21 protein-coding genes are annotated in these 20,681 nt (G+C 70.6%); 13 read left to right on the top strand and 8 right to left on the bottom strand.

Annotated elements, in window-relative coordinates; translation table 11 throughout:
• Positions 1 to 145: 145 nt before the first annotated feature.
• The 3 genes from ACZ4VK_RS35020 to ACZ4VK_RS35010 form a co-directional block, all read right to left on the bottom strand.
• Entirely contained in the window at positions 146 to 625 is a 480-nt protein-coding gene (locus ACZ4VK_RS35020) for a hypothetical protein (protein ID WP_468361474.1), read from the bottom strand.
• Positions 626 to 647: 22 nt separating this feature from the next.
• Positions 648 to 2,273: a vanadium-dependent haloperoxidase gene (locus ACZ4VK_RS35015; RefSeq protein ID WP_468361471.1), complete on the bottom strand. Its 1,626-nt coding sequence runs from the start codon at positions 2,271 to 2,273 to the stop codon at positions 648 to 650.
• A gap of 211 nt (positions 2,274 to 2,484) precedes the next feature.
• Positions 2,485 to 4,323, bottom strand: coding sequence for a bifunctional metallophosphatase/5'-nucleotidase (locus tag ACZ4VK_RS35010; RefSeq protein WP_468361468.1), 1,839 nt, complete (start codon positions 4,321 to 4,323; stop codon positions 2,485 to 2,487).
• Between the two features lie 153 nt (positions 4,324 to 4,476).
• Here ACZ4VK_RS35010 and mshD point away from each other — a divergent pair, with 153 nt between their 5' ends.
• The 11 genes from mshD (at position 4,477) to pstB (ending at position 15,935) form a co-directional block, all read left to right on the top strand.
• On the top strand, positions 4,477 to 5,403 hold the full coding sequence (gene mshD / locus ACZ4VK_RS35005) for a mycothiol synthase (RefSeq protein ID WP_468361465.1): 927 nt from the start codon (positions 4,477 to 4,479) through the stop codon (positions 5,401 to 5,403).
• An 89-nt stretch (positions 5,404 to 5,492) separates the two neighbouring features.
• Positions 5,493 to 5,879 carry a GntR family transcriptional regulator gene (locus ACZ4VK_RS35000; protein ID WP_351218657.1) on the top strand — a complete coding sequence of 129 codons (387 nt, stop codon included), beginning with the start codon at positions 5,493 to 5,495 and terminating at the stop codon, positions 5,877 to 5,879.
• Positions 5,876 to 6,736, top strand: coding sequence for an ABC transporter ATP-binding protein (locus ACZ4VK_RS34995; RefSeq protein ID WP_468361462.1), 861 nt, complete (start codon positions 5,876 to 5,878; stop codon positions 6,734 to 6,736). The genes ACZ4VK_RS35000 and ACZ4VK_RS34995 overlap by 4 nt, the downstream gene beginning before the upstream one ends.
• Positions 6,733 to 7,722: an ABC transporter permease gene (locus tag ACZ4VK_RS34990; protein WP_468361459.1), complete on the top strand. Its 990-nt coding sequence runs from the start codon at positions 6,733 to 6,735 to the stop codon at positions 7,720 to 7,722. Before ACZ4VK_RS34995 ends, ACZ4VK_RS34990 begins: the two co-directional genes overlap by 4 nt.
• A 237-nt stretch (positions 7,723 to 7,959) precedes the next feature.
• Positions 7,960 to 10,227, top strand: a complete 2,268-nt coding sequence (locus tag ACZ4VK_RS34985) for an RNA degradosome polyphosphate kinase (RefSeq protein WP_468361456.1) — start codon at positions 7,960 to 7,962, stop codon at positions 10,225 to 10,227.
• Complete coding sequence (locus ACZ4VK_RS34980) at positions 10,214 to 11,209, top strand: CHAD domain-containing protein (protein ID WP_468361453.1); 996 nt, start codon at positions 10,214 to 10,216, stop codon at positions 11,207 to 11,209. Before ACZ4VK_RS34985 ends, ACZ4VK_RS34980 begins: the two co-directional genes overlap by 14 nt.
• A complete protein-coding gene (locus ACZ4VK_RS34975; protein WP_468361450.1) occupies positions 11,206 to 11,619 on the top strand; it encodes an NUDIX hydrolase in 414 nt (137 codons plus the stop codon). Before ACZ4VK_RS34980 ends, ACZ4VK_RS34975 begins: the two co-directional genes overlap by 4 nt.
• Before the next feature lie 222 nt (positions 11,620 to 11,841).
• Positions 11,842 to 12,984 (top strand): phosphate ABC transporter substrate-binding protein PstS, encoded by a 1,143-nt coding sequence (gene pstS, locus ACZ4VK_RS34970; protein ID WP_468361447.1) that lies wholly within the window; start codon positions 11,842 to 11,844, stop codon positions 12,982 to 12,984.
• Positions 12,985 to 13,088: 104 nt separating this feature from the next.
• The gene (gene pstC, locus ACZ4VK_RS34965) at positions 13,089 to 14,063 is read left to right on the top strand and encodes a phosphate ABC transporter permease subunit PstC (RefSeq protein ID WP_468361444.1); all 975 of its coding nucleotides are present in this window, start codon (positions 13,089 to 13,091) and stop codon (positions 14,061 to 14,063) included.
• Complete coding sequence (pstA, locus tag ACZ4VK_RS34960; protein WP_468361441.1) at positions 14,060 to 15,133, top strand: phosphate ABC transporter permease PstA; 1,074 nt, start codon at positions 14,060 to 14,062, stop codon at positions 15,131 to 15,133. The genes pstC and pstA overlap by 4 nt, the downstream gene beginning before the upstream one ends.
• Positions 15,134 to 15,158: 25 nt before the next feature.
• On the top strand, positions 15,159 to 15,935 hold the full coding sequence (gene pstB, locus ACZ4VK_RS34955) for a phosphate ABC transporter ATP-binding protein PstB (RefSeq protein ID WP_389684591.1): 777 nt from the start codon (positions 15,159 to 15,161) through the stop codon (positions 15,933 to 15,935).
• Between the two features lie 195 nt (positions 15,936 to 16,130).
• On the opposite strand, the gene ACZ4VK_RS34950 is transcribed toward pstB, so the two are convergent.
• A complete protein-coding gene (locus tag ACZ4VK_RS34950) occupies positions 16,131 to 17,129 on the bottom strand; it encodes an inorganic phosphate transporter (RefSeq protein WP_468361438.1) in 999 nt (332 codons plus the stop codon).
• Between the two features lie 5 nt (positions 17,130 to 17,134).
• Positions 17,135 to 17,755 (bottom strand): DUF47 domain-containing protein, encoded by a 621-nt coding sequence (locus ACZ4VK_RS34945; protein WP_327163361.1) that lies wholly within the window; start codon positions 17,753 to 17,755, stop codon positions 17,135 to 17,137.
• 192 nt (positions 17,756 to 17,947) lie between these two features.
• Between ACZ4VK_RS34945 and ACZ4VK_RS34940 the strand changes: the two genes are divergently transcribed.
• Positions 17,948 to 18,301 (top strand): metal-sensitive transcriptional regulator, encoded by a 354-nt coding sequence (locus ACZ4VK_RS34940; protein ID WP_389684593.1) that lies wholly within the window; start codon positions 17,948 to 17,950, stop codon positions 18,299 to 18,301.
• Positions 18,302 to 18,358: 57 nt separating this feature from the next.
• Here the strand turns inward: ACZ4VK_RS34940 and ACZ4VK_RS34935 are convergent, their stop codons facing one another.
• Together ACZ4VK_RS34935 and ACZ4VK_RS34930 are read right to left on the bottom strand one after the other, a co-directional pair.
• Positions 18,359 to 18,544: a hypothetical protein gene (locus ACZ4VK_RS34935; protein WP_468361434.1), complete on the bottom strand. Its 186-nt coding sequence runs from the start codon at positions 18,542 to 18,544 to the stop codon at positions 18,359 to 18,361.
• Positions 18,545 to 18,662: 118 nt separating this feature from the next.
• Entirely contained in the window at positions 18,663 to 19,505 is an 843-nt protein-coding gene (locus ACZ4VK_RS34930) for an SCO4651 family lipoprotein (protein ID WP_468361431.1), read from the bottom strand.
• A 130-nt stretch (positions 19,506 to 19,635) separates the two neighbouring features.
• Between ACZ4VK_RS34930 and ACZ4VK_RS34925 the strand changes: the two genes are divergently transcribed.
• Complete coding sequence (locus ACZ4VK_RS34925) at positions 19,636 to 19,800, top strand: hypothetical protein (protein WP_468361428.1); 165 nt, start codon at positions 19,636 to 19,638, stop codon at positions 19,798 to 19,800.
• A 58-nt stretch (positions 19,801 to 19,858) separates the two neighbouring features.
• On the opposite strand, the gene ACZ4VK_RS34920 is transcribed toward ACZ4VK_RS34925, so the two are convergent.
• Positions 19,859 to 20,581, bottom strand: a complete 723-nt coding sequence (locus tag ACZ4VK_RS34920; RefSeq protein ID WP_468361425.1) for a phosphatase PAP2 family protein — start codon at positions 20,579 to 20,581, stop codon at positions 19,859 to 19,861.
• Positions 20,582 to 20,681: the final 100 nt, after the last annotated feature.

Genomic DNA, 20,681 nt, shown 5'->3' with positions numbered 1-20,681 from the left:
GGGCAGGATGATGACAGGGTCACGACAAACACACCAGGGGTACGGGCGCGCCGGCACCGGCCACCGAACCGGCCGAGGGCCGGCTCCCGACGGGGAACCGGCCCTCTTGGCCGTTCAGACGCGATTCACGCGCGCGTGACGCGGGTCACCGAGTGACGGTGAACGCGCACCAGGGTGTCCACGCCGAGTCCTGGCCGCCGCCCTTCGCGCGCAGGCGGAACCGGTACTCACCCGGCTTCAGCTCGCCCGCGCCGAGCGCGAGGTTGAAGACCATGCCGTTCGGCCAGATCCGCTCGGTCCTGGTGATGAGCGCGGCCCCGCCCGGCTCGGCGACCTCGAAGGTCGCCCGCAGGGAGTGGTAACGCCTGTTCTTGCCCGCGTCCTTGCCGAACTCGGTCGCCGAGGCGGCGAGCGCGCCGCCGCTCGCGCCGGAGATCACCGGGGTCGGACCGCCCTCGCAGAACTGCGCCTGCTCGTACGGCCCGGCGAAGACCCGGAGAGTCCCCGGCACGCTGGGGTCGGCCTGCGATTCCTTCGCGTTCGCGCTGGCGACGACCGAGACGGAGACGAGCGCGGCGATCACACCGGCGGTCGCGCCGATGCGTCGGAGATGCTTCCTGATCACGGGAAGACCGTCCTTTCCGGTACTAGCGCGGGACGTAGTAGAGGTGCGTGCGGCCGTCGTAGCCGTTCACACAGCCGTAGGAGTTCCAGATCAGCTGGCCGTAGGTGTTCTCCGCCCCGTAGTCGTCACACCAGTACCAGGACGTGTGGGGGCCGTCGTACAGGTTGCCGACGGTCGTGGCACCCATGGGCTTGATCAGCCATCCCTTGCCCACGGTGGTGAGGCGGGGGCTGCTGTACACGGGCGTCTTGTCGTTGTAACTCGTCGGGCCGTACGAGTTGTTGATGATCTGACCGGCTGCCTTCCGGCCCGTCGCCACGCCGAGGTCGCCGTCCCACTGGTAGTGCACACCGAGGTAGACCCGGCTCCGGGCGTTCTCGGTGGCCGCCGCGCTGAAGGTGGGGAAGGTGCGGGAGACCCCGACCGCGTGCGGATCGTCGGTGGTGCCGGTGAAGGAGACGTTGTCCGTGCCGAAGAACTGCTTCATCGACTCGGCCCATGCTCCGGCGAAGGTGGCGTGCCCGGAGACGTAGGCGGGGAAGGGCGGGCTGAAGTGGTTCCCGGCCTCGTCGGCCGAGAGCGGCTGCCAGGAACTGTTCTGCGCGGTGTCCGGGTTGCCGTCCGAATCGGCAAGGCGGACGGCGCTCTCGGGCCGCCACAGATCGATGGGGGTCTGGTACTTCGCGTCCCAGGCCGAGATCCCCGCGTCCGCCATCGAGCCCGCGACCAGGGCGAAGAGCTGGACGTTGGCCAGCTGGTCGAGCCCGTGCTGCGCGGAGACGATCCGGGTGTGCTCGAAGAGCTGACCCGGCGGCTTGTAGGTGCCGTTCAGGTCGTTGGCCCAGAACCAGGCGATCTGGGTCTGGTCGGCGGTCCGCGTCGTGCTGTCGGCCGCACCGAGCTCCGCGACCTCCTTGAACTGGGCCGCGTAGGCGGGGCTCTTGAGCAGGTCGGTCATCGTCGCGAACCCGCCGGGCTGCTGCGGGCGCAGGTCGGCCGCCGTGGTCTTGAACTGGGTCCACGGGTAGTCGCCGTAGTCGACGAACTTCTTGACCTTGCCCCAGTTCGGATCCGCCGCGGCACCGGAGCCCGTCGGCCGCCACTGGCCGGGCGCGGTGCTCGGGGTGTACGTCGTGGTGTCCCCGGATCCGTCGCCGGTACGACGGGCGATCATCGCCGCGGCGGCCTTCTCGCCGACGCTCCTACCCTCCGCGGTGGTGGCGTCGACCGGCTCGCCCGCGCGGGCGGCCGTGAGGTAGGGGGTGAAGTCGAGAGCCGGGAAGGCGGACTTGAGGACGTTGTGGGCGGCGTGGTCCAACGCCGCCTCCACATCGGGAGCGACGCCGGCCTTCACGCTGATGCCGGAGGTGTGGAGCGCCCCGAGGCAGTTCTCCGGCTTGAAGGCGCCGGTGCTGTGGCAGCGGCTGGCGTTGGCGGCGTCGTACATGGCCAGGTGCATCATGGCGCCGGCCCGCGCCAGGGGCCCCGGTGAGCCGCCCGCGGTGACGTAGGCGTCGATCAGCGCTTGGTTCCAGTAGAGGACGCGGTCACCCGTGGTCGAACCGGCCTGCGCGGGCGCCGATAGGCCCGCGGATGCCAGGAGCAGCGCCAGGACGACGGTGACGGAGCGTCTGACAGGACGTTTCACAGCCTTGCCCCCCAGAGATCATGAAAGTTGATCGTGTTCCGACAAGATCCCGAGAAGCATACGATCCACGTCCCTCCGGCGGGCCGTTCCGGATGAAACGCCTGAACAACGGGACGTTGACGACGAGTTGACCTCCCTGGACGCACGGGACCCCGCCGGCCGTGACGGCCGACGGGGTCCCGGAGGTTCGGGGCCGCGCCCCGGAGCCTGGTTACGGCTTCGGGGGGTACACCACGGTGATGCGGTCCGTCGCCGGCACCGGCAGCGGAGACGCCGCCGAGGAGTGGGCTCCCAGGTAGGCGGTGAACACGTCCAGGTCGACCGCGCCGACCAGCTTGTTCTTGTGCTCCTTCAGGACGGTGAAGCCGTCGCCGCCACCGGACAGGAACTCGTTCATCGCGACCCGGTAGGTCTTCGCCGGGTCGATCGCCTCGCCGTTGAGCCGCACCGAGCCGACCACGATCCGGTCGGCGCCGGTCTTCGTCATGTCCAGGGTGTACGTGAAGCCCTTCGACACCTGGAGGATCTTCGGGGCCCCCAGGTTGGCGCCGCTGACCTGCTGCTGGAGCGTGGTGATCAGCTGGGCGCCGGTCAGGTCGACCGCCGTCATCATGTTGGCGAACGGCTGGACGTTGTACGCCTCCTCGTAGGTCACGACCCCCTCGCCCTCGGTGCCGGACGGCTTGTGGACCAGCGGCATGCGGACGCCGCCCGGGTTCATCAGGGCGAGCTGCGCGCCGCCCTTGTCGGCCGGGGCCATGCCCTCCAGCTGCGCGTCCGCGATGAGGTTGCCCAGCGGCTTCTCGTACACCTTGTCCGAGTTGTCGATGTCGGCGGAGATGTGGCCGACGGGGCGGCCGGCGATCGGCGCCGAGAGGGTCTTCCAGCGCTTGATCAGCTCGCTCATGTCGTCGGCCGGGTCCACGGTACGGGTGACGACGTGGTTCGCGGAGGCGACGGCGGTGCGGACGATGTCCTTCGTACGACGGTCATAGGTGAGCGTCGTGTCGGTGTAGAGCCTGCCGAAGGAGGCCGCGGAGGTGACCGTGCGCGGCTTGCCCGCCGGGTCCGCGATGGTGCACGCGTACGCCTGGTGGGTGTGGCCGGTGACCAGGGCGTCGACCTGCGGGCTGACGTTCTTGGCGATGTCGACGATCGGGCCGGAGATGCCGTCGCCGGGGCCCGGGCTGTCGCAGTCGTAGTTGTACGCGCCCGAGGCCGGCGCGCCGCCCTCGTGGAGCAGGGCGACGATCGACTTCACACCCTTGCGCTCAAGGACCTTGGTGTACTTGTTGATCGTCTCGACCTCGTCGCCGAACTTCAGGCCCTTGACGCCCTCGGCGGACACGATGTCCGCCGTGCCTTCGAGGGTGACGCCGATGAAGCCGATCTTGACGCCGTCCTTCTCCCAGACGAAGTACGGGTCGAGCAGCGGCTTGCCGCTCTTCTCGTCCGTCACGTTGGCCGCGAGGTAGGGGAAGTCCGCCCCCTCGAAGGTCCTGCCCTCCTCGAAGCAGCCCTCGACCGGGTGACAGCCGCCGTTCTGGATACGGGCCAGCTCGCGCGCGCCCTCGTCGAACTCGTGGTTGCCGACCGAGCTCACGTCGAGCTTCAGCTTGTTCAGCGCCTCGATGGTCGGCTCGTCGTGGAAGAGCCCGGAGACCAGCGGCGAGGCACCGATCATGTCGCCCGCGGCGGCGGTGACGGAGAACCGCTTGCCCTCGCGGGCCTGCCGCAGGTGCGTGGCGAGGTACTCGACGCCGCCGACGCCGTTGATGGTCTCGGTCGAGCCGTCCTCCTTGAGGTGGGTGAGCCGGCCCGCCGAGCCGGTCGGCGGCTCCAGGTTGCCGTGCAGGTCGTTGAACGACAGCAGCTGGACGTCGACCATCCGGCCCCATCCCTTGCCGTTCCCCTGCCCCGCGGCGAACTGGTCCCCGGCGGCACCGGCCGACGACGGTATCGCGGCGACGAGCGCCCCGACGGTCGCAAGCCCCGCCCCGGCGGCCAGAATTCGCCGCCCGGTCTTGTTCTTCCTCGGTGTCGCTGCCATCTCTCCCACTCGTCCCCTTGCCCCGATTCGCGGCCTTGATCTACTCCCCCGTTGCGCTGGCAGCCTAGAGTCAACGCGCGTAGCGCAACAGGGGGTGGTCGGTTACAAGACAGTTGCCTCTGGCTGACGAAGTGTCGCCGTAGGCTCGTGTCCATGACTTCCGACGCGGCACCGGCCCTCGAACCCGGACGGCAGATCCACACCTACGACGAGCTCACCCCCGAGCAGATCCAGGACGTACTGGACCTGCTCGAGGCCGCCGACCACGCGGACGGCCTGCACGCCGTCTCCGAGCAGGGACGGCTCTACCTGCGGCACGGCAGGCGCGAGGGCGTGCGCCACTTTCTCCTCACCGTCGGCCCGCACCTCTACGGATACGCCCAGCTGGAGGAGACCGACCCGATCGAGGCCCCGGCCGCCGAGCTGGTCGTCCACCCCGCCCACCGGGGCCGCGGCCACGGCCGGGCGCTCGGCACCGCCCTGCTCGCCGCCTCCGGCAAGCGGCTGCGGGTCTGGGCGCACGGCGGCAAGGCGGCGGCCCGGCACCTCGCGCAGGTCCTCGGCCTGACGCTCTTCCGCGAGCTGCGCCAGCTCCGGCGGTCCCTGGTGCCGCTGGACATCCCGGAGCCGGTCCTCCCCGAAGGCGTCACGGTCCGTACGTTCGCCCCGGGCCAGGACGACGCGGCCTGGCTCGCCGCCAACGCCGCCGCCTTCGCCCACCACCCGGAGCAGGGCTCGCTCACCCAGCGGGACCTGGACGACCGGATGGCCGAGCCCTGGTTCGACCCGAAGGGCTTCTTCCTCGCCGAGAAGGACGGCCGGCTGATCGGCTACCACTGGACGAAGACCCACGCGGAGGAGCAGCTCGGCGAGGTGTACGTCGTCGGCATCCTGCCCGACGCCCAGGGCGGCGGCCTCGGCAAGGCGCTCACGGCGATCGGCCTGCGGCACCTGGCGGCGCAGGGGCTGCCGACGGCGATGCTCTACGTGGACGCGGACAACACCGCGGCGGTGCGGGTCTACGAGGGCCTGGGCTTCACGACGCACGAGGTGGACCTGATGTACCGCACGGAGTCGTAAGTCTGTCTCCGTAGGGGGCGGTTGACACCGCCCCCTTCTTTGCACCACCCTTTCACTACTTGATTAGTGAAAGGGTGGTGAAAGGGATCGTGCTCGAATACCGCATCGACCGGCGCAGCGGCGTCGCCACCTACCTCCAGATCGTCCAGCAGACGAAACAGGCCCTCCGGATGGGCCTCCTGGAGCCCGGCGACCGGCTGCCCACCGCACGGGAGGTCGTCGAAGCGACGGCCATCAACCCCAACACGGTCCTCAAGGCCTACCGCGAGCTCGAACGCGAAGGCCTCGTCGAGGCCCGCCGCGGCCTCGGCACCTTCGTCCGCGCCACCCTCGGCACCGGCCCCGCCGACTCGCCGCTGCGCGGCGAACTCACCGACTGGGCCCGCCGGGCACGCGCCGCGGGCCTCGACCGCGAGGACGTGGCCGCCCTCTTCACATCCGTACTGAAGGAACACTTCGAGGGGGACGACGCATGACCAAGGACGGCATCGCGCTGGAGGCCGACCTGCTCGGCAAACGGTACGGCGGACGAAGAGGCCGCGGCTGGGCCCTCCGGGAGTGCGACCTCACCCTCCCCACCGGCCGGATCTGCGCCCTCGTCGGCCCCAACGGCGCCGGCAAGTCCACCCTCCTCGCCCTCGCCGCCGGGCTCCTGCGCCCCACCGAGGGCACCATCCAGGCACCCGCCCGCGAACACCTCGCGTACGTCGCCCAGGACAAGCCGCTCCACCCCCGGCTCAGCGTCGCCGACACCCTGCGCATGGGCCGCGAGCTCAACCCGGGACGCTGGAACGCGGCCGTCGCCGAGCGGGTCGTCGAGGGCGGAGGCTTCTCCTCCGACACCCTCGTGCACCACCTCTCCGGCGGTCAGCGCACCCGCGTCGCCCTCGCGCTCGCCCTCGGGAAGCGGCCCGAACTGCTGCTCCTCGACGAGCCGATGGCCGACCTCGACCCGCTCGCCCGGCACCAGCTGATGGGCCTGCTCATGGCCGACGCCGCCGAACACGGCACCACCGTCGTCATGTCCTCGCACATCCTCACCGAGCTGGAGGGCGCCTGCGACCACCTCCTGCTGCTCCACGGCGGCAAGGTCCGGCTCGCCGGCCCCGTCGACGAACTCCTCGCCGCCCACACCCTCCTCACCGGACCCGTGGCCGACCTCGCCCCGCACACGGTCGTCGAGTCACGGACGACGGGCCGCCAGCTCACGGCGCTGATACGCCACGAGGGACCGGTCGAAGGCCCGTGGCAGACGTCGGAACCCTCCCTGGAGGACCTCCTCCTCGCCCACCTCCGCACCACCGCCCCCGCCACCGAAGGAGCCCCGGCATGAGCACCCTCACCCTCGCCCTGAAGGGCCCCTACTGGGTGACGGTCCGCCAGTACCGCCGGACGCTGTGGCTGACGGGGGCGCTGGTGCTCGCGGCGCTCACGGTGATCGGGGGGCTGCGGATCTGGGACCTGCAGACACCGGACGTGTACGTGCAGGACGGGTACCGGGTCGTGTCCGACGCGAACCGCGCCCATGGCATGCTCCGCTTCGCGATCGAGGAACTCTCCCTCGGGATGGTCCTCCTGCCGCTCCTCGTCGGCGCCTTCGTCGCCGGCCCGCTGATCGCCCGCGAGTTCGAGTCGGGGACGTACAAGCTGTCCCTCACCCAGTCGGTGAGCCCGGCCGCCTGGCTCCGCGCCAAGCTCGTCACCGCGACCGCCACCGCCCTCGTGACCGCGCTCGCCCTCATGGCGGTCTTCCGGATCGGCTGGGGCCGGGTCGGAGGCAGCTGGTCACTGAACTGGTCCGAGCGGGGCCCGTACGAGGCGACCGGCATCGTCCTCTTCGCGTACCTCCTCGCCGCCGTCGCCGTCGGCGCCCTCCTCGGCCAGCTGATCCGCCGCACACTCGTCGCGATGTCGGCCACAGGCCTGGTCATGGGCGTGATCGTCCTCGTCCTGGGCGCGTACCGCTGGTCGATCCTCCCGGTGAAGACGGTCACCGCCAAGGCAGGGGGCACGCTCTGGGCCCCGGAGAGCGGCCTGATCATGGAATCGGGGATGATCACCTCCTCCGGCGCCCGCTTCGACGAGTACATCTGCTGGGAGGAGGCGGCGAACACCCCCGGCACGGACGTCACCGAAGGCCTGTGGGGCAAGGTGGAGGCAGCGTGCCAGGCCCGGCACGGCGTCACCACCCACTACCTCGACTACCACCCCCAGTCCCATTTCTGGCCCACCCAGCTCATCGAGACCGGCATCCTCCTCGCCCTCGCCGCCGTCGCGGCCTACGCCGCCTTCCGCGTGCTGCGCGCCCGTCACCCGTAGGACGCCCGGTACCCGGGGAAAGCCCGTCACCCGTAAGGGGGAATCAGGGGCGCCGCCCTGACCAAGGGCCCCGCCCCCGATTCCCCCACGACACGTCCCCGTTACCGGCCATTCAGACGCGCTTGCGACGCTCACGCAATGAAGCGCTCCGTGTCCGCTCTCCCCAAGGGGAGACTTCCCTCCCCCACGGCCCGCTCCGACGCGCCCGGACACCCCTTCGCGCGGAAGAATGGGGCCATGAGCCAGCAGCCCGCCGAGGTCCCCGTCCAGTCCTCCGCCACGCCGTCCGCGACGCCCGGCGCCCCGTCGTCCGCCCAGCCGTCCGTCGGCTCCATAGCCGCGCACCGCGCGCACGTGGTGAACGGCACCGTCGTGACCGAGCTCGACCCCGAGCTGGACACAGACCCCGACACGTACGAGGACGACGGCGCACTCGGCGACGAGCTGCCGCAGGGGCGTTTCCTCGACCGGGAGCGCAGCTGGCTCGCGTTCAACGAACGCGTCCTCGAACTCGCCGAGGACCCGTCGACCCCCCTCCTCGAACGAGCGAACTTCCTCGCGATCTTCGCCTCGAACCTCGACGAGTTCTTCATGGTCCGGGTCGCCGGCCTCAAGCGCCGCATCGCGACCGGCGTCGCCACCCGCTCCGCGTCCGGGCTCCAGCCCCGCGAGGTCCTCGAACTGATCTGGACGCGGTCGCGCGAGCTCATGGCCCGGCACGCCGCCTGCTTCCAGCAGGACGTGGCCCCCGCCCTGGCCGACGAGGGCATCCACCTCATCCGCTGGCCCGAGCTCACGGAGAAGGAGCAGGCGCGGCTCTTCACCCTGTTCCGGCAGCAGATCTTCCCGGTCCTCACCCCGCTGGCCGTGGACCCGGCGCACCCCTTCCCGTACATCTCCGGCCTGAGCCTCAACCTCGCCGTGGTCGTACGCAACCCGGTGAGCGGCCACCGCCACTTCGCGCGCGTGAAGGTGCCGCCGCTGCTCACCCGCTTCCTCGAGGCCTCCCCGCAGCGGTACGTCCCCCTGGAGGACGTGATCGCGGCACACCTGGAGGAGCTGTTCCCCGGCATGGAGGTGCTCGCGCACCACATGTTCCGGGTGACGAGGAACGAGGACCTGGAGGTCGAGGAGGACGACGCGGAGAACCTGCTCCAGGCCCTGGAGAAGGAGCTCATGCGGCGCCGCTTCGGACCGCCGGTGCGCCTGGAGGTCGAGGAGTCCATCGACCCGTACGTCCTCGACCTGCTCGTACGCGAGCTGAAGGTCTCCGACGCCGAGGTCTACCCGCTGCCGGGCCCCCTCGACCTGACCGGGCTCTTCGGGATCGCCGGGCAGGACCGGCCCGAGCTGAAGTTCCCCAAGTTCATCGCGGGCACCCACCGGGACCTCGCCGAGGTCGAGTCGGCGTCCGCGCCGGACGTCTTCGCGGCGCTGCGCGAGCGGGACGTCCTCCTCCACCACCCGTACGACAGCTTCTCGACGTCCGTACAGGCCTTCCTGGAACAGGCGGCCGCCGACCCGGACGTCCTCGCGATCAAGCAGACGCTGTACCGGACCTCGGGCGACTCCCCGATAGTGGACGCCCTCATCGACGCCGCCGAGTCCGGCAAGCAGGTCCTCGTCCTCGTCGAGATCAAGGCCCGCTTCGACGAGCAGGCCAACATCAAGTGGGCGCGGAAGCTGGAGGAGGCCGGCTGCCACGTCGTGTACGGCCTCGTCGGCCTGAAGACCCACTGCAAGCTGTCGCTGGTCGTACGGCAGGAGGGCGAGCTCCTCCGCCGGTACTCGCACGTCGGCACCGGCAACTACCACCCGAAGACGGCCCGCCTGTACGAGGACCTCGGCCTGCTCACCGCCGACCCGCAGGTCGGCGCCGACCTCTCCGACCTCTTCAACCGGCTCTCCGGCTACTCCCGCCGCGAGACCTACCGGCGGCTGCTCACCGCCCCGAAGTCGCTGCGGGACGGCCTGGTCTCCCGGATCACCAAGGAGATCGCCCACCACCGCGCCGGACGGCCCGCGTACGTACGGATCAAGGTCAACTCGCTGGTCGACGAGGCGATCATCGACGCCTGCTACCAGGCCTCACGGGCCGGCGTCCCCGTCGACATCTGGGTCCGCGGCATCTGCGCCGTACGCCCCGGGGTCACCGGCCTCTCGGAGAACATCCGGGTCCGCTCGATCCTCGGCCGCTTCCTGGAGCACTCCCGGGTCTTCGCCTTCGGCAACGGCGGCGAACCCGAGGTCTGGTTCGGCAGCGCCGACATGATGCACCGCAACCTGGACCGCCGGATCGAGGCCCTCGTACGGGTCTCCGACCCGGCCCACCGGGCGGCTCTCACCCGGCTCCTGGAGACCGGGATGTCCGACACCACCTCCTCCTGGCACCTCGGCCCCGACGGGAACTGGACGCGCCACGCGACCGACCCCGACGGACGGCCCCTTCGGCACGTCCAGGAGATGCTCATCGACGCGCGGAGGCGCCGGCGTGCACAACCCTGACCTTTCACAGGACGTCACCGCGGGCGAGGTCCTGGCCCCCTACCTGCACGCCCGGGCCGCGGACTTCCTCCGCGGCCTCCGGCTCCACGCCGAGAGCGGCTCGGACACGGCCGGATCGGAGGAGGCGGCCCGCACCCTGCGCGGCGCCGCCCGCCGGATCAGTGGCACCCTCCACACCTTCCGGCCGCTGCTCGACACGGCCTGGGCGGACCAGCTGCGCACGGAGCTCGCCTGGCTCTCCGGCACCCTGGCCCTCGAACACGCCTGCACCTCCCGGCTCGTCCGCCTGGTGGACGCACTGTCCCGCCTGTCAAGCGGTACGGGGCACGGCGGCGGGCCCGTACCCGCCGCCCGGGGCAGCGAGGCGGCCGGACTCGCCGTCGGAGCCGCCCGGGCCGGCGCCCTCCTCGAACGCCAGCTGACCCTGGCCCGTACGCGCGCCCACTCGGCGTCCCTCCAGGCGCTCGGCTCGTCCCGCTTCCACGCCGTCGCCGACGCCGTCGCCCTCCTCGCCTCCGAGGTGCCCCTCGGCCCCGTCGGCGCGGCCCCCGCCGTCGAGGTCCTCGACGGCCCCGCCGAGGTCGCCGAGCGGCGCCTCCTGGACGCGGTGGCCGCCCTGCCCCTGACGCGCGCGGCCCACCCCTACAACGCGGACGCCCTCGCGCTCGCCGCCGGAGAGGGCCAGGACGCGCCCTGGCACCAGACACGGCTCCTGCTGCGCCTGCACCGGTACGCCTGCGAGGCCCTGCACACCGGCGGCGAACCCGACTCCGTCCTCTACCAGGCCGCCCGCGCCCTCGACCGGCACCGCGACGCCGCCGAGGCCGCCACGGCCGCCGCCACCGCCGCCCGCACCCCACGCATCGCCCCGGCGACCGCGTACGCCCTGGGCGTCCTCCACGCCGACCAGCGCCACGAGGTCGAGGCGGCCCGCTTCGCCTTCCAGCGCGCCTGGCGCAGATCGACGGCCCCGGTCCCGTGAGCGACGACCGGGGCCCGATCCTCGCGGCGGGCTGCGTCCTGTGGCGCCCGGCGCTTTCCGGCCACGGCATCGAGATCGCCCTCGTCCACCGGCCGAAGTGGGACGACTGGTCGCACCCGAAGGGCAAGCGGAAGCGCGGCGAGACGGCGGAGGCCTGCGCGCGGCGGGAGGTCCGCGAGGAGACGGGCCGCCACTGCGAGCTCGGCCCCCGCCTGCCCACGGTCCGCTACACGGTGGACGGGCGCCCCAAGGAGGTCGCGTACTGGGCCGCGCGCGCCCTGGACGGCACCTTCACGCCGTCCAGAGAGGTCGACGCCCTGCTCTGGCTGCCGCCCACCGCGGCCAGAGCCCGCCTCACCCAGCCGAGGGACCGAGAGCTCCTGGACGCGGCGGTCGCGACCCGCCACTGAGCCACCTCCGTTCCCGGGTCACCGAGCCACCCACACCCGGGCTTACGGCACGGTTCACTTCCCGTTCACCCTCTTCGGTCGACCGCTTCACCTGTTCTGCCTAATTTCGGACGTACACGGTGCACAGAACACAGCGACGCACCGCCCACCGACACACGCCGCCGTAGAACGTTCAGGACACACGGTCCGCGACAAGGCGGCTTCTGGAAGGAACACCCGAAAGTGAAGCTTTCGCGCAAGAACGGGCTTCGCGCCTCCGCGATCGGTGCCCTCGTCGTCTCCGGTGCGCTCGTCCTCTCGGCGTGTGGCTCGGACAACAACACGGAGACGCCGGCCAAGCAGGACGGCACCAAGTCCTCCGCCGCCGCGTCGAACATCGACTGTGCCGGAGCCAAGGGCCAGCTCCTCGCCGCCGGCTCCAGCGCGCAGAAGAACGCGATGGACCTGTGGGTCAAGAACTTCCAGGCCGCCTGCGAGGGTGTCGAGATCAACTACCAGGGCATCGGCTCCGGCGGCGGCATCACCAAGTTCAACCAGGGCCAGGTCGCCTTCGCGGGCTCCGACTCCGCCCTGAAGGAGGAAGAGGTCGCCGAGTCGCAGAAGATCTGCAAGGGCGGCAAGGGCGTCAACCTCCCGATGGTCGGCGGCCCCATCGCCATCGGCTACAAGCTGGACGGCGTGGACAACCTGGTCCTGGACGCCTCCACCATCGCCAAGATCTTCGACAACAAGATCACCAAGTGGAACGACCCCGCGATCGCCAAGCTGAACCCGGGCGCCAAGCTCCCCGACAGCACGATCCAGGCCTTCCACCGCTCCGACGAGTCGGGCACCACCCAGAACCTCGGCAAGTACCTCTCCACCGCCGCCGCGGCAGACTGGAAGCACGACCCGAAGGCGAAGTCGTGGCCCGCCCAGGGCGGCCAGGCCGCGAACGGCTCCTCCGGCGTCGCCACCGCCGTCAAGGACGCCGAGGGCTCCATCGGCTACTTCGAGCTCTCGTACGCCACCTCCAACAAGATCTCCACCGTCAGCATCGCGACCGGCGCCTCCGCCCCGGTCGCCGCCACCTCGGAGAACGCCTCCAAGGCCATCGCCGCGGCCAAGGTCAAGGGCACCGGCAACGACGTCGCCCTCTCCCTCGACTACGCGACGAAGGCCGAGGGCGCCTACCCGATCGTCCTCGTCACCTACGAGATCGCCTGCGACAAGGGCAACAAGGCGGAGACCCTGCCGACCCTGAAGGCGTTCCTCAACTACACCGTGAGCGAGGAGGGCCAGAAGGTCCTCGCCGACGCCGGCTACGCCCCGCTCCCGGCCGAGATCGCCGCCAAGGTCCGCGCGATCGTCCCCACCCTGTCCTGACCCCCGGCCGGGCCCGGCCCTCCCCAGGGGGGCCGGCCCGGCATCCGGTGCACCGCCGCCAGGAGCCCGTACACCCGTAGGGGCCCCGCAGACCGGAGAAGCAGATGGCTACCACCACACCAGACATACAGAGGGACCGGCGCGCCAAGGGCGCCTCGCGCCCCGGGGACCGCATCTTCAGCGGCCTGTCCCGAGGCTCCGGCATCACCCTCCTCGTGATCATGGCCGCGATCGCCGGCTTCCTCGCCTACCGTGCGATCCTCGCGATCTCGAAGGACAGCACGAACTTCTTCACCACCTTCGAGTGGAACCCGGCGGGCAGCCCGCCGGTCTTCGGCATCGCCGTCCTCGCCTTCGGCACGGTCGTCTCGTCGATCATCGCGATGCTCATCGCCGTCCCCGTCGCCATCGGGATCGCGCTCTTCATCTCGCACTACGCCCCGCGCAAGCTGGCCAAGCCGCTCGCGTACGTCGTCGACCTGCTCGCCGCCGTGCCCAGCATCATCTACGGCCTCTGGGGCGCGATCTTCCTCGTCCCGTACCTGGACGGCCTGAACCAGTGGCTCGACCAGTACCTGGGCTGGACGTACGTCTTCGACAAGGCCAACGAGGGCCCCGCCCGCTCGCTCTTCACCGTCGGCATCCTGCTGGCGATCATGATCCTGCCGATCATCACCAACGTGACCCGTGAGGTCTTCCTCCAGGTCCCGAAGATGCACGAAGAGGCAGCCCTCGCCCTCGGCGCCACGCGCTGGGAGGTCATCCGCATGTCGGTGCTGCCCTTCGGCCGCTCCGGCATCATCTCCGCCTCCATGCTCGGCCTCGGCCGCGCACTCGGCGAGACCATGGCCGTCGCCGTGGTCCTCTCCCCCAGCTTCCTCATCTCGGGCCACCTGCTCGACCCGGGCGGCGGCACCTTCGCGCAGAACATCGCCGCCAAGTTCAACGAGGCCAACGAGTACGGCCGGGACGCGCTGATCGCCTCCGGTCTCGTCCTCTTCGCCATCACCCTGCTGGTCAACGGCGCCGCCCGCTGGATCATCGGCCGCCGCAAGGAGTACTCGGGGGCAGCGGCATGAGCCACGCCATTCAGGAACGTCCGGTCGCGGTCGCACCGCGCCGCGGATCCCTCTCCCACGCCCGCCTCCCGCGCTGGACGCCGGCCGCCGTCGCCGCCTTCTCCATCGCCGCGGGCATCGGCATCGGCCTCGCCGCCGGCTGGCACAGCAAGGTCCAGTGGGGCCTCATCGCCGCACTGCTCTTCGTCGTCACCACGTACGTCCTGACCACCAAGGTCGAGGGCAGCCGCCAGGCCAAGGACCGCGTCGCCACCAGCCTCGTCTGGGTCTGCTTCGTCCTCGCCGTCGTCCCGCTGCTCTCCCTCGCCTGGGTCACGATCAGCAAGGGCATGGGCGTCCTCGACGGCTACTTCCTGAGCCACTCGATGAACGGCGTCCTCGACGCCGAGGCCGGCGGCGGCGTCTACCACGCACTGCTCGGCACCATCGAACAGGTCGGCATCGCGACCCTGATCGCCGCGCCGATCGGCCTGCTCACCGCGGTCTACCTCGTCGAGTACGGCGGCGGGAAGCTCGCCCAGGCCGTCACCTTCTTCGTCGACGTCATGACGGGCATCCCGTCGATCGTCGCCGGCCTCTTCATCCTCGCCACTTGGAACCTGATGCTGGGCTTCGGGCCCTCCGGTTTCGCCGGCGCGATGGCCCTGTCCATCCTGATGATGCCGGTCGTGGTCCGCTCCACCGAGGAGATGCTCAAGCTCGTCCCCAACGAGCTCCGCGAGGCCTCCCTCGCCCTCGGCATCCCCAAGTGGCGCACCATCCTGAAGGTGGTCCTGCCCACCGCGATCGGCGGCATCACCACCGGCGTCATGCTGGCGGTCGCCCGCATCACCGGCGAGACGGCCCCGGTCCTGCTCCTCGTGTTCGGTACGAAGCTCATCAACCCGAACCCCTTCGAAGGCGCGCAGTCCTCCCTGCCGCTCTACGTGTACGAGCAGTTCGCGGTCGGCACCGACGCCGCGATGGCCCGTGCCTGGGGCGCGGCGCTCGTCCTGATCGCCTTCGTCATGATCCTCAACCTGGTGGCCCGCGGCATCGCCCGCTGGAAGGCCCCGAAGACCGCCCGCTGACCAGCGGCAATTGGAAGTGATTCACATGGCCAAGCGCATCGACGTCAGCGGCCTCTCCGCCTACTACGGCGCCCACAAGGCGATCGACGACATCTCCATGACCGTCGAGCCCCGCTCCGTGACGGCCTTCATCGGCCCGTCCGGCTGCGGCAAGTCCACCTTCCTGCGCACCCTGAACCGGATGCACGAGGTCACCCCCGGCGGCCGCGTCGAGGGCAAGGTGATGCTGGACGACGAGAACCTGTACGGCACGAACGTCGACCCGGTCGCCGTGCGCCGCACGGTCGGCATGGTCTTCCAGCGCCCCAACCCCTTCCCCACCATGTCGATCTTCGACAACGTGGCGGCGGGCCTGCGCCTCAACGGCAGCTACAAGAAGTCCCAGCTGGCCGACATCGTCGAGAAGTCCCTCAAGGGCGCCAACCTGTGGAACGAGGTCAAGGACCGCCTCAACAAGCCGGGCTCCGGCCTCTCCGGCGGCCAGCAGCAGCGCCTCTGCATCGCCCGCGCCATCGCCGTCGAACCGGACGTCCTCCTCATGGACGAGCCGTGCTCGGCCCTCGACCCGATCTCGACGCTCGCCATCGAGGACCTGATCGGCGAGCTGAAGGAGCGCTTCACGATCGTCATCGTGACGCACAACATGCAGCAGGCCGCCCGCGTCTCGGACCGCACCGCCTTCTTCAACCTGGCGGCCGTGGGCCAGCCCGGCAAGCTGATCGAGCTGGACGACACCGAGCGCATCTTCTCCAACCCGAGCGTCCAGGCGACCGAGGACTACATCTCGGGCCGCTTCGGATAGGAGCTCGTCTACGGTGCTGCATGGCGGTGCCACCGTACGACGAAGGGCCCGGCTCCCCTGAGGGGAGCCGGGCCCGACCATTTTGTTGGACCACGTTGTGGGCATACGTTCCGCAGGGGCGGAACGGGTGGGCACAACGCCACGAGGGCGGCGCCCCTTCAGTCCCGTCCACCCTGAGGGCCGGGCCTGAACAGGTCAGCCGAAGAACAGCTGCACCACGTAGAAGCTCGTGGCGGCGACCAGCGCCGCCGCTGGCATCGTGATGAACCAGCCCAGGATGATGTTCTTGGCGACACCCCAGCGCACCGCGTTGACCCGCTTCGTCGCCCCCACACCCATGATCGCGGAGGTGATGACATGGGTCGTCGAGATCGGCGCGTGGAACAGGAACGCCGAGCCGAACATGATCGACGCACCCGTGGTCTCCGCCGCGAAGCCCTGCGGCGGGTCCAGCTCGATGATCTTCCGGCCGAGCGTCCGCATGATGCGCCAGCCGCCCGCGTACGTACCGAGCGAGAGCATCACGGCGCACGCGATCTTCACCCAGACCGGGATGTCGTCGCCCGCCTGCTGCACATCGGCGATGACCAGGGCCATCACCACGATGCCCATGGTCTTCTGCGCGTCCTGCAGACCGTGACCGAGCGCCATGCCGGCCGCCGACACCGTCTGCGCGATGCGGAAGCCGCGCTTGGCCTTGTGCGGGTTGGCCTTGCGGAACATCCACATGATCGCGCACATCACCAGGTAACCGGCCAGCAGACCGACCACCGGGGAGATGAACATCGGGATGACGACCTTGTCGAGGACGCCGCCCCAGAGCACCTCGGTGCCACCGGCCAGCGCCGCACCCACCATGCCGCCGAACAGGGCGTGCGAGGAGGACGACGGCAGACCGAAGTACCAGGTGATCAGGTTCCAGATGATCGCGCCGACGAGCGCGGCGAAGAGGATGCCCATCCCCTTGTCGCCGACCGGCGTCTCGATCAGCCCCTCACTGACCGTCTTGGCGACCCCGCTGCCCATGAAGGCGCCGGCGAGGTTCATGACGGCCGCCATCGCCAGCGCCGCCCGGGGGGTCAGCGCCCGGGTCGACACCGAGGTGGCGATGGCGTTGGCGGAGTCGTGGAAGCCGTTCGTATACGTGAAGCCGAGCGCGACACCGATGGTCACGATCAGAGCGAAGGTGTCCACGAAGCTCAGGACTCCTTGACCGCGATGGTCTCCACCGTGTTGGCCACGTGCTCGAAGGCGTCGGCGGCCTCTTCGAGGACGTCGACGATCTGCTTGAGCTTGAGCACCTCGATGGCGTCGTACTTGCCGTTGAAGAGCTGGGCGAGCAGCTTGCGGTGGATCTGGTCGGCCTGGTTCTCGAGCCGGTTGACCTCGATCCAGTACTCGGTGAGGTTGGCCATCGTCCGCAGGTTCGGCATGGCCTCGGCGGTCAGCTCGGCCGCCCGGGCCAGGACCTCGATCTGCTGCTCGACACCCTTGGGGAGCTCTTCGACGTTGTAGAGGACGACCAGGTCGACGGCCTCCTCCATGAAGTCCATGATGTCGTCGAGGGAGGAGGCGAGGTTGTAGATGTCCTCGCGGTCGAACGGCGTGATGAAGGAGGAGTTCAGCTGGTGGAAGATCGCGTGGGTCGCGTCGTCGCCGGCGTGCTCCGCTGCCCGCATCCGCTCCGCGATCTCGGCCCGGGCGGAAGGCTCCGCTCCGAGCAGTTCCATCAGGAGCTTCGAGCCCGTGACGATGTTGTCCGCGGAAGCGGCGAACATGTCGTAGAAGCTCGTCTCCCTGGGGGTCAGACGAAATCGCACGTGGGGTCCTCGGGGTGCTGGGTTTCGGTCAGGCTGATGCTAGGCGCATCATCCGGCCACGGCTAACCGGCGTCCTCTCAGTGTCGCCCATCAGGCACAGTGAACCGCACGGACCCCCGCCCGGATCGGCGGGGATCGGTACCATATACCCACGAGGGGTATACCCCCCTTAATGGACAACGGGAGGACGCGATGACGACCACCGAGGCGGACCAGGTCACCCCCGAGGCCGTCGAGGCCGTCGGGCCGGCCGACCACGGGCACGGCGTGCACGGCTACCACAAGCAGAAGGACGAGCACCTCAAGCGGCTCCGCCGGATCGAGGGCCAGATCCGCGGACTGCAGCGGATGGTCGACGAGGACGTCTACTGCATCGACATACTCACTCAGGTCTCCGCCTCCACGAAGGCGCTCCAGTCCTTCGCGCTCCAGCTCCTCGAGGAGCACCTGCGGCACTGCGTCGCCGACGCCGCGGCGACCGGCGAGGGCATCGACGCCAAGGTCGAGGAGGCCACGAAGGCCATCGCCCGGATGCTCCGCACCTGAACGATGCCGAGGGGCGTCGCCGGACCGTACGAGGGGAGACGGACCGGCCCGCGCCCGTCAGCGCTCCTTCACGGCCCGCTCCGCCGCCACCCGCAGCACCTCGTCGATCCGGTCGGCGCTGAGCCGCTCCCCGTCCGCGGCCGACGCGGCGATGATCAGCTCTCCGCACAGTTCGATCTCGGCGAGGGCGACGCAGTCCGGGTCTGCGGGCACGGTTGCTGTACCGGGCGGGGCCACGCGCATCCACCTCTTCCTGCCGGCGTCGGTCTCCCAGCGGTCTCCCAGCGTAGGGACGGCGACACGCACCGCGCATGACACGTCCGGACCATTTGCCGATGGTCCACACCAGCACCGGGCCAGGTCAGGCCTTGATCTTCCCGGCGTAGATGTCCCGGCGGTCCGGCAGCGTCACCTCGACCCGCACACCGAAGCCGTAAAGGAGCGTCGTCGACGCGACCGCGACCGTACGGCCCTGGTTGCTGAAGCTGAACTGGTGGCGCACCTTCCGCAGCCGCCCCTCCCCGTCGAGGTAGGCGTCGAAGGGCACGGTGTCCGTGGCGAACCCTTTCGCCGCCGCGGCGAGCGGCCCGCGCAGCTGCGGCGAGGCGACCCTGGCCGCGTGGGCGATGTCGGCGATCCCCCGGTAGTGGCTGACTTTCACCCCTGCCAGCTCGACCTCGCCGAGGTACGTGACCTTCCGGGCGCCCCGGAGCAGCTCCGCCGCCGCGGCCGGGTCGGTGGCCCCGCCCGTGACGAGGTTCCCGTCGTCGAGGGCGGTGGTGTCGACCCGGACCCACTTGTCGGCGGGCACCCCGGCCCCCCGGTTCTTCATGTAGAGGGCGCCGGGAGTGAGGAGTTCGGTGATCGGGCGGTGCTCACCGGCCCCGGCCGGGTCCTTCGGCAGCACCACCTGGAGCCGCCCGGTGCGGCGCCGGAAGTCGTAGCCGCCCTCGCCCCGGATGGTGACCCGGGTCCCGCCCGTGGCCATCTCCATGGAGGTGCTCGCCTTGGAGGTGCCGGCCTTCGTCAGCGCGTCGGCCGCGCCCCGTACGGCGAGCACGGGATCGACCGTGGGCTTCGGGTCCTCGGGGGCGGCGCACCCGGTGACCGCCGCGGTCCCGACGAGCGAGCCGACCAGGACGGCGGTGACGGCGAACGCCCCGCTCGCGCGAGCGCCAGGACGCCCGTACCCCTGCACCACCATCGCCTGCCAACCCCCAACGCCTCACCGCTGTTCGCCCGGGAACCGCCCTTCCCCGGGCCCACGGGCCGGGGGAGACCCGATCCGCATAACGACGGTCGGGGCGTGCCGTCACGCGCAGTACGGTGGGGGTGTGCACGCGCAGTCCACTCATCACACCGCCACGACGACGGAGCGCGGCTCGTTCGCGCTGGCACGCTGCAGCTGCGGCTGGTCGGGCCCCGCACGACGGTCCAGGGACCGGGCCCGTACGGACGCGGCGGACCACGTCCGTACGGCGGGCGGCGGAGACTCCTGAGGGGTACGGCCCCGATCGGGCTTGCCCCGACCGGGCCGCGAGGTCCTTCCCTTGCGGATCAGGCCGCTAGGTCGTTCCGGTCCGTGCCGGGGGCCGGGCCGCCGACCCGTGGCTCGGGGATGCCGACCGCCTCCGGTCGCCGCCGCGCGTCGGCCAGGCGGGAGCGGACGAGCACGGCGCCGCGGCCCGAGCGGGCGACGGCGGAGACCACCGGGGTGAGCAGCGCGAGGGCGAGCGGGGCGAGGAGCAGCGCGACCGCCGTACCGAGGGCGAAGCCGCCGATCACGTCCGTCGGGTAGTGGACGCCCATGTAGACCCGCGCGAAGCCCTCGGTGAGGGCGAGACCGATGGCGGCAAGACCGAACCTGCGGTGGGCGACGAAGACGCCGACGCCGAGGGCCATCGCCAGGGTGGCGTGGTCGCTGACGAAGGAGAAGTCGGTCTTCCCGTCGATGAGGACCTCGAGCCCCTGGTGGTCCTTGAACGGCCTGGGACGCTCGACGAAGCCCCGGATGGGGATGTTCACCAGGAGGGCGACACCGGCGGCCAGCGGGGCCCACACGAGCCCGGCGACGGCCGAGACGGAGTCGGCGAGGGTGCCACGGCGGCGGACGCTCCACCAGCACCACAGGCAGACGAGGGCCATCGCGAGCATGATCCCGTACTCGCCGACGAACTCCATGACGCGGTCGAACCACGGAGGGGCGGCCTTGGCCAGCCCGTTGATGTCGTAGAGCAGGCTGACATCGGGGTTCGAACCGTCCGATGCGAGTCCAGCCATCTGCTGAGGCCCCTTGCTCTCGTGTCTGTGTTTTCCAACCCCCGTGGTCAGAGCGGTCGGATCAGGGAACGAACCGCGTGAGGCGCACGTTCCGCTCTCT

It is taken from the genome of Streptomyces sp. NPDC028711, assembly GCF_055565415.1.
This window is presented reverse-complemented; position numbering and strand designations above follow the sequence as displayed.

Coding starts and splice junctions, on each gene's coding strand:
- ACZ4VK_RS35010 (WP_468361468.1), bottom strand. CDS start 4,323: ATGGCAGCGACACCGAGGAAGAACAAGACCGGGCGGCGAATTCTGGCC.
- mshD (WP_468361465.1), top strand. CDS start 4,477: ATGACTTCCGACGCGGCACCGGCCCTCGAACCCGGACGGCAGATCCAC.
- ACZ4VK_RS34995 (WP_468361462.1), top strand. CDS start 5,876: ATGACCAAGGACGGCATCGCGCTGGAGGCCGACCTGCTCGGCAAACGG.
- ACZ4VK_RS34990 (WP_468361459.1), top strand. CDS start 6,733: ATGAGCACCCTCACCCTCGCCCTGAAGGGCCCCTACTGGGTGACGGTC.
- ACZ4VK_RS34985 (WP_468361456.1), top strand. CDS start 7,960: ATGAGCCAGCAGCCCGCCGAGGTCCCCGTCCAGTCCTCCGCCACGCCG.
- pstC (WP_468361444.1), top strand. CDS start 13,089: ATGGCTACCACCACACCAGACATACAGAGGGACCGGCGCGCCAAGGGC.
- pstA (WP_468361441.1), top strand. CDS start 14,060: ATGAGCCACGCCATTCAGGAACGTCCGGTCGCGGTCGCACCGCGCCGC.
- pstB (WP_389684591.1), top strand. CDS start 15,159: ATGGCCAAGCGCATCGACGTCAGCGGCCTCTCCGCCTACTACGGCGCC.
- ACZ4VK_RS34940 (WP_389684593.1), top strand. CDS start 17,948: ATGACGACCACCGAGGCGGACCAGGTCACCCCCGAGGCCGTCGAGGCC.
- ACZ4VK_RS34935 (WP_468361434.1), bottom strand. CDS start 18,544: ATGCGCGTGGCCCCGCCCGGTACAGCAACCGTGCCCGCAGACCCGGAC.
- ACZ4VK_RS34930 (WP_468361431.1), bottom strand. CDS start 19,505: ATGGTGGTGCAGGGGTACGGGCGTCCTGGCGCTCGCGCGAGCGGGGCG.
- ACZ4VK_RS34920 (WP_468361425.1), bottom strand. CDS start 20,581: ATGGCTGGACTCGCATCGGACGGTTCGAACCCCGATGTCAGCCTGCTC.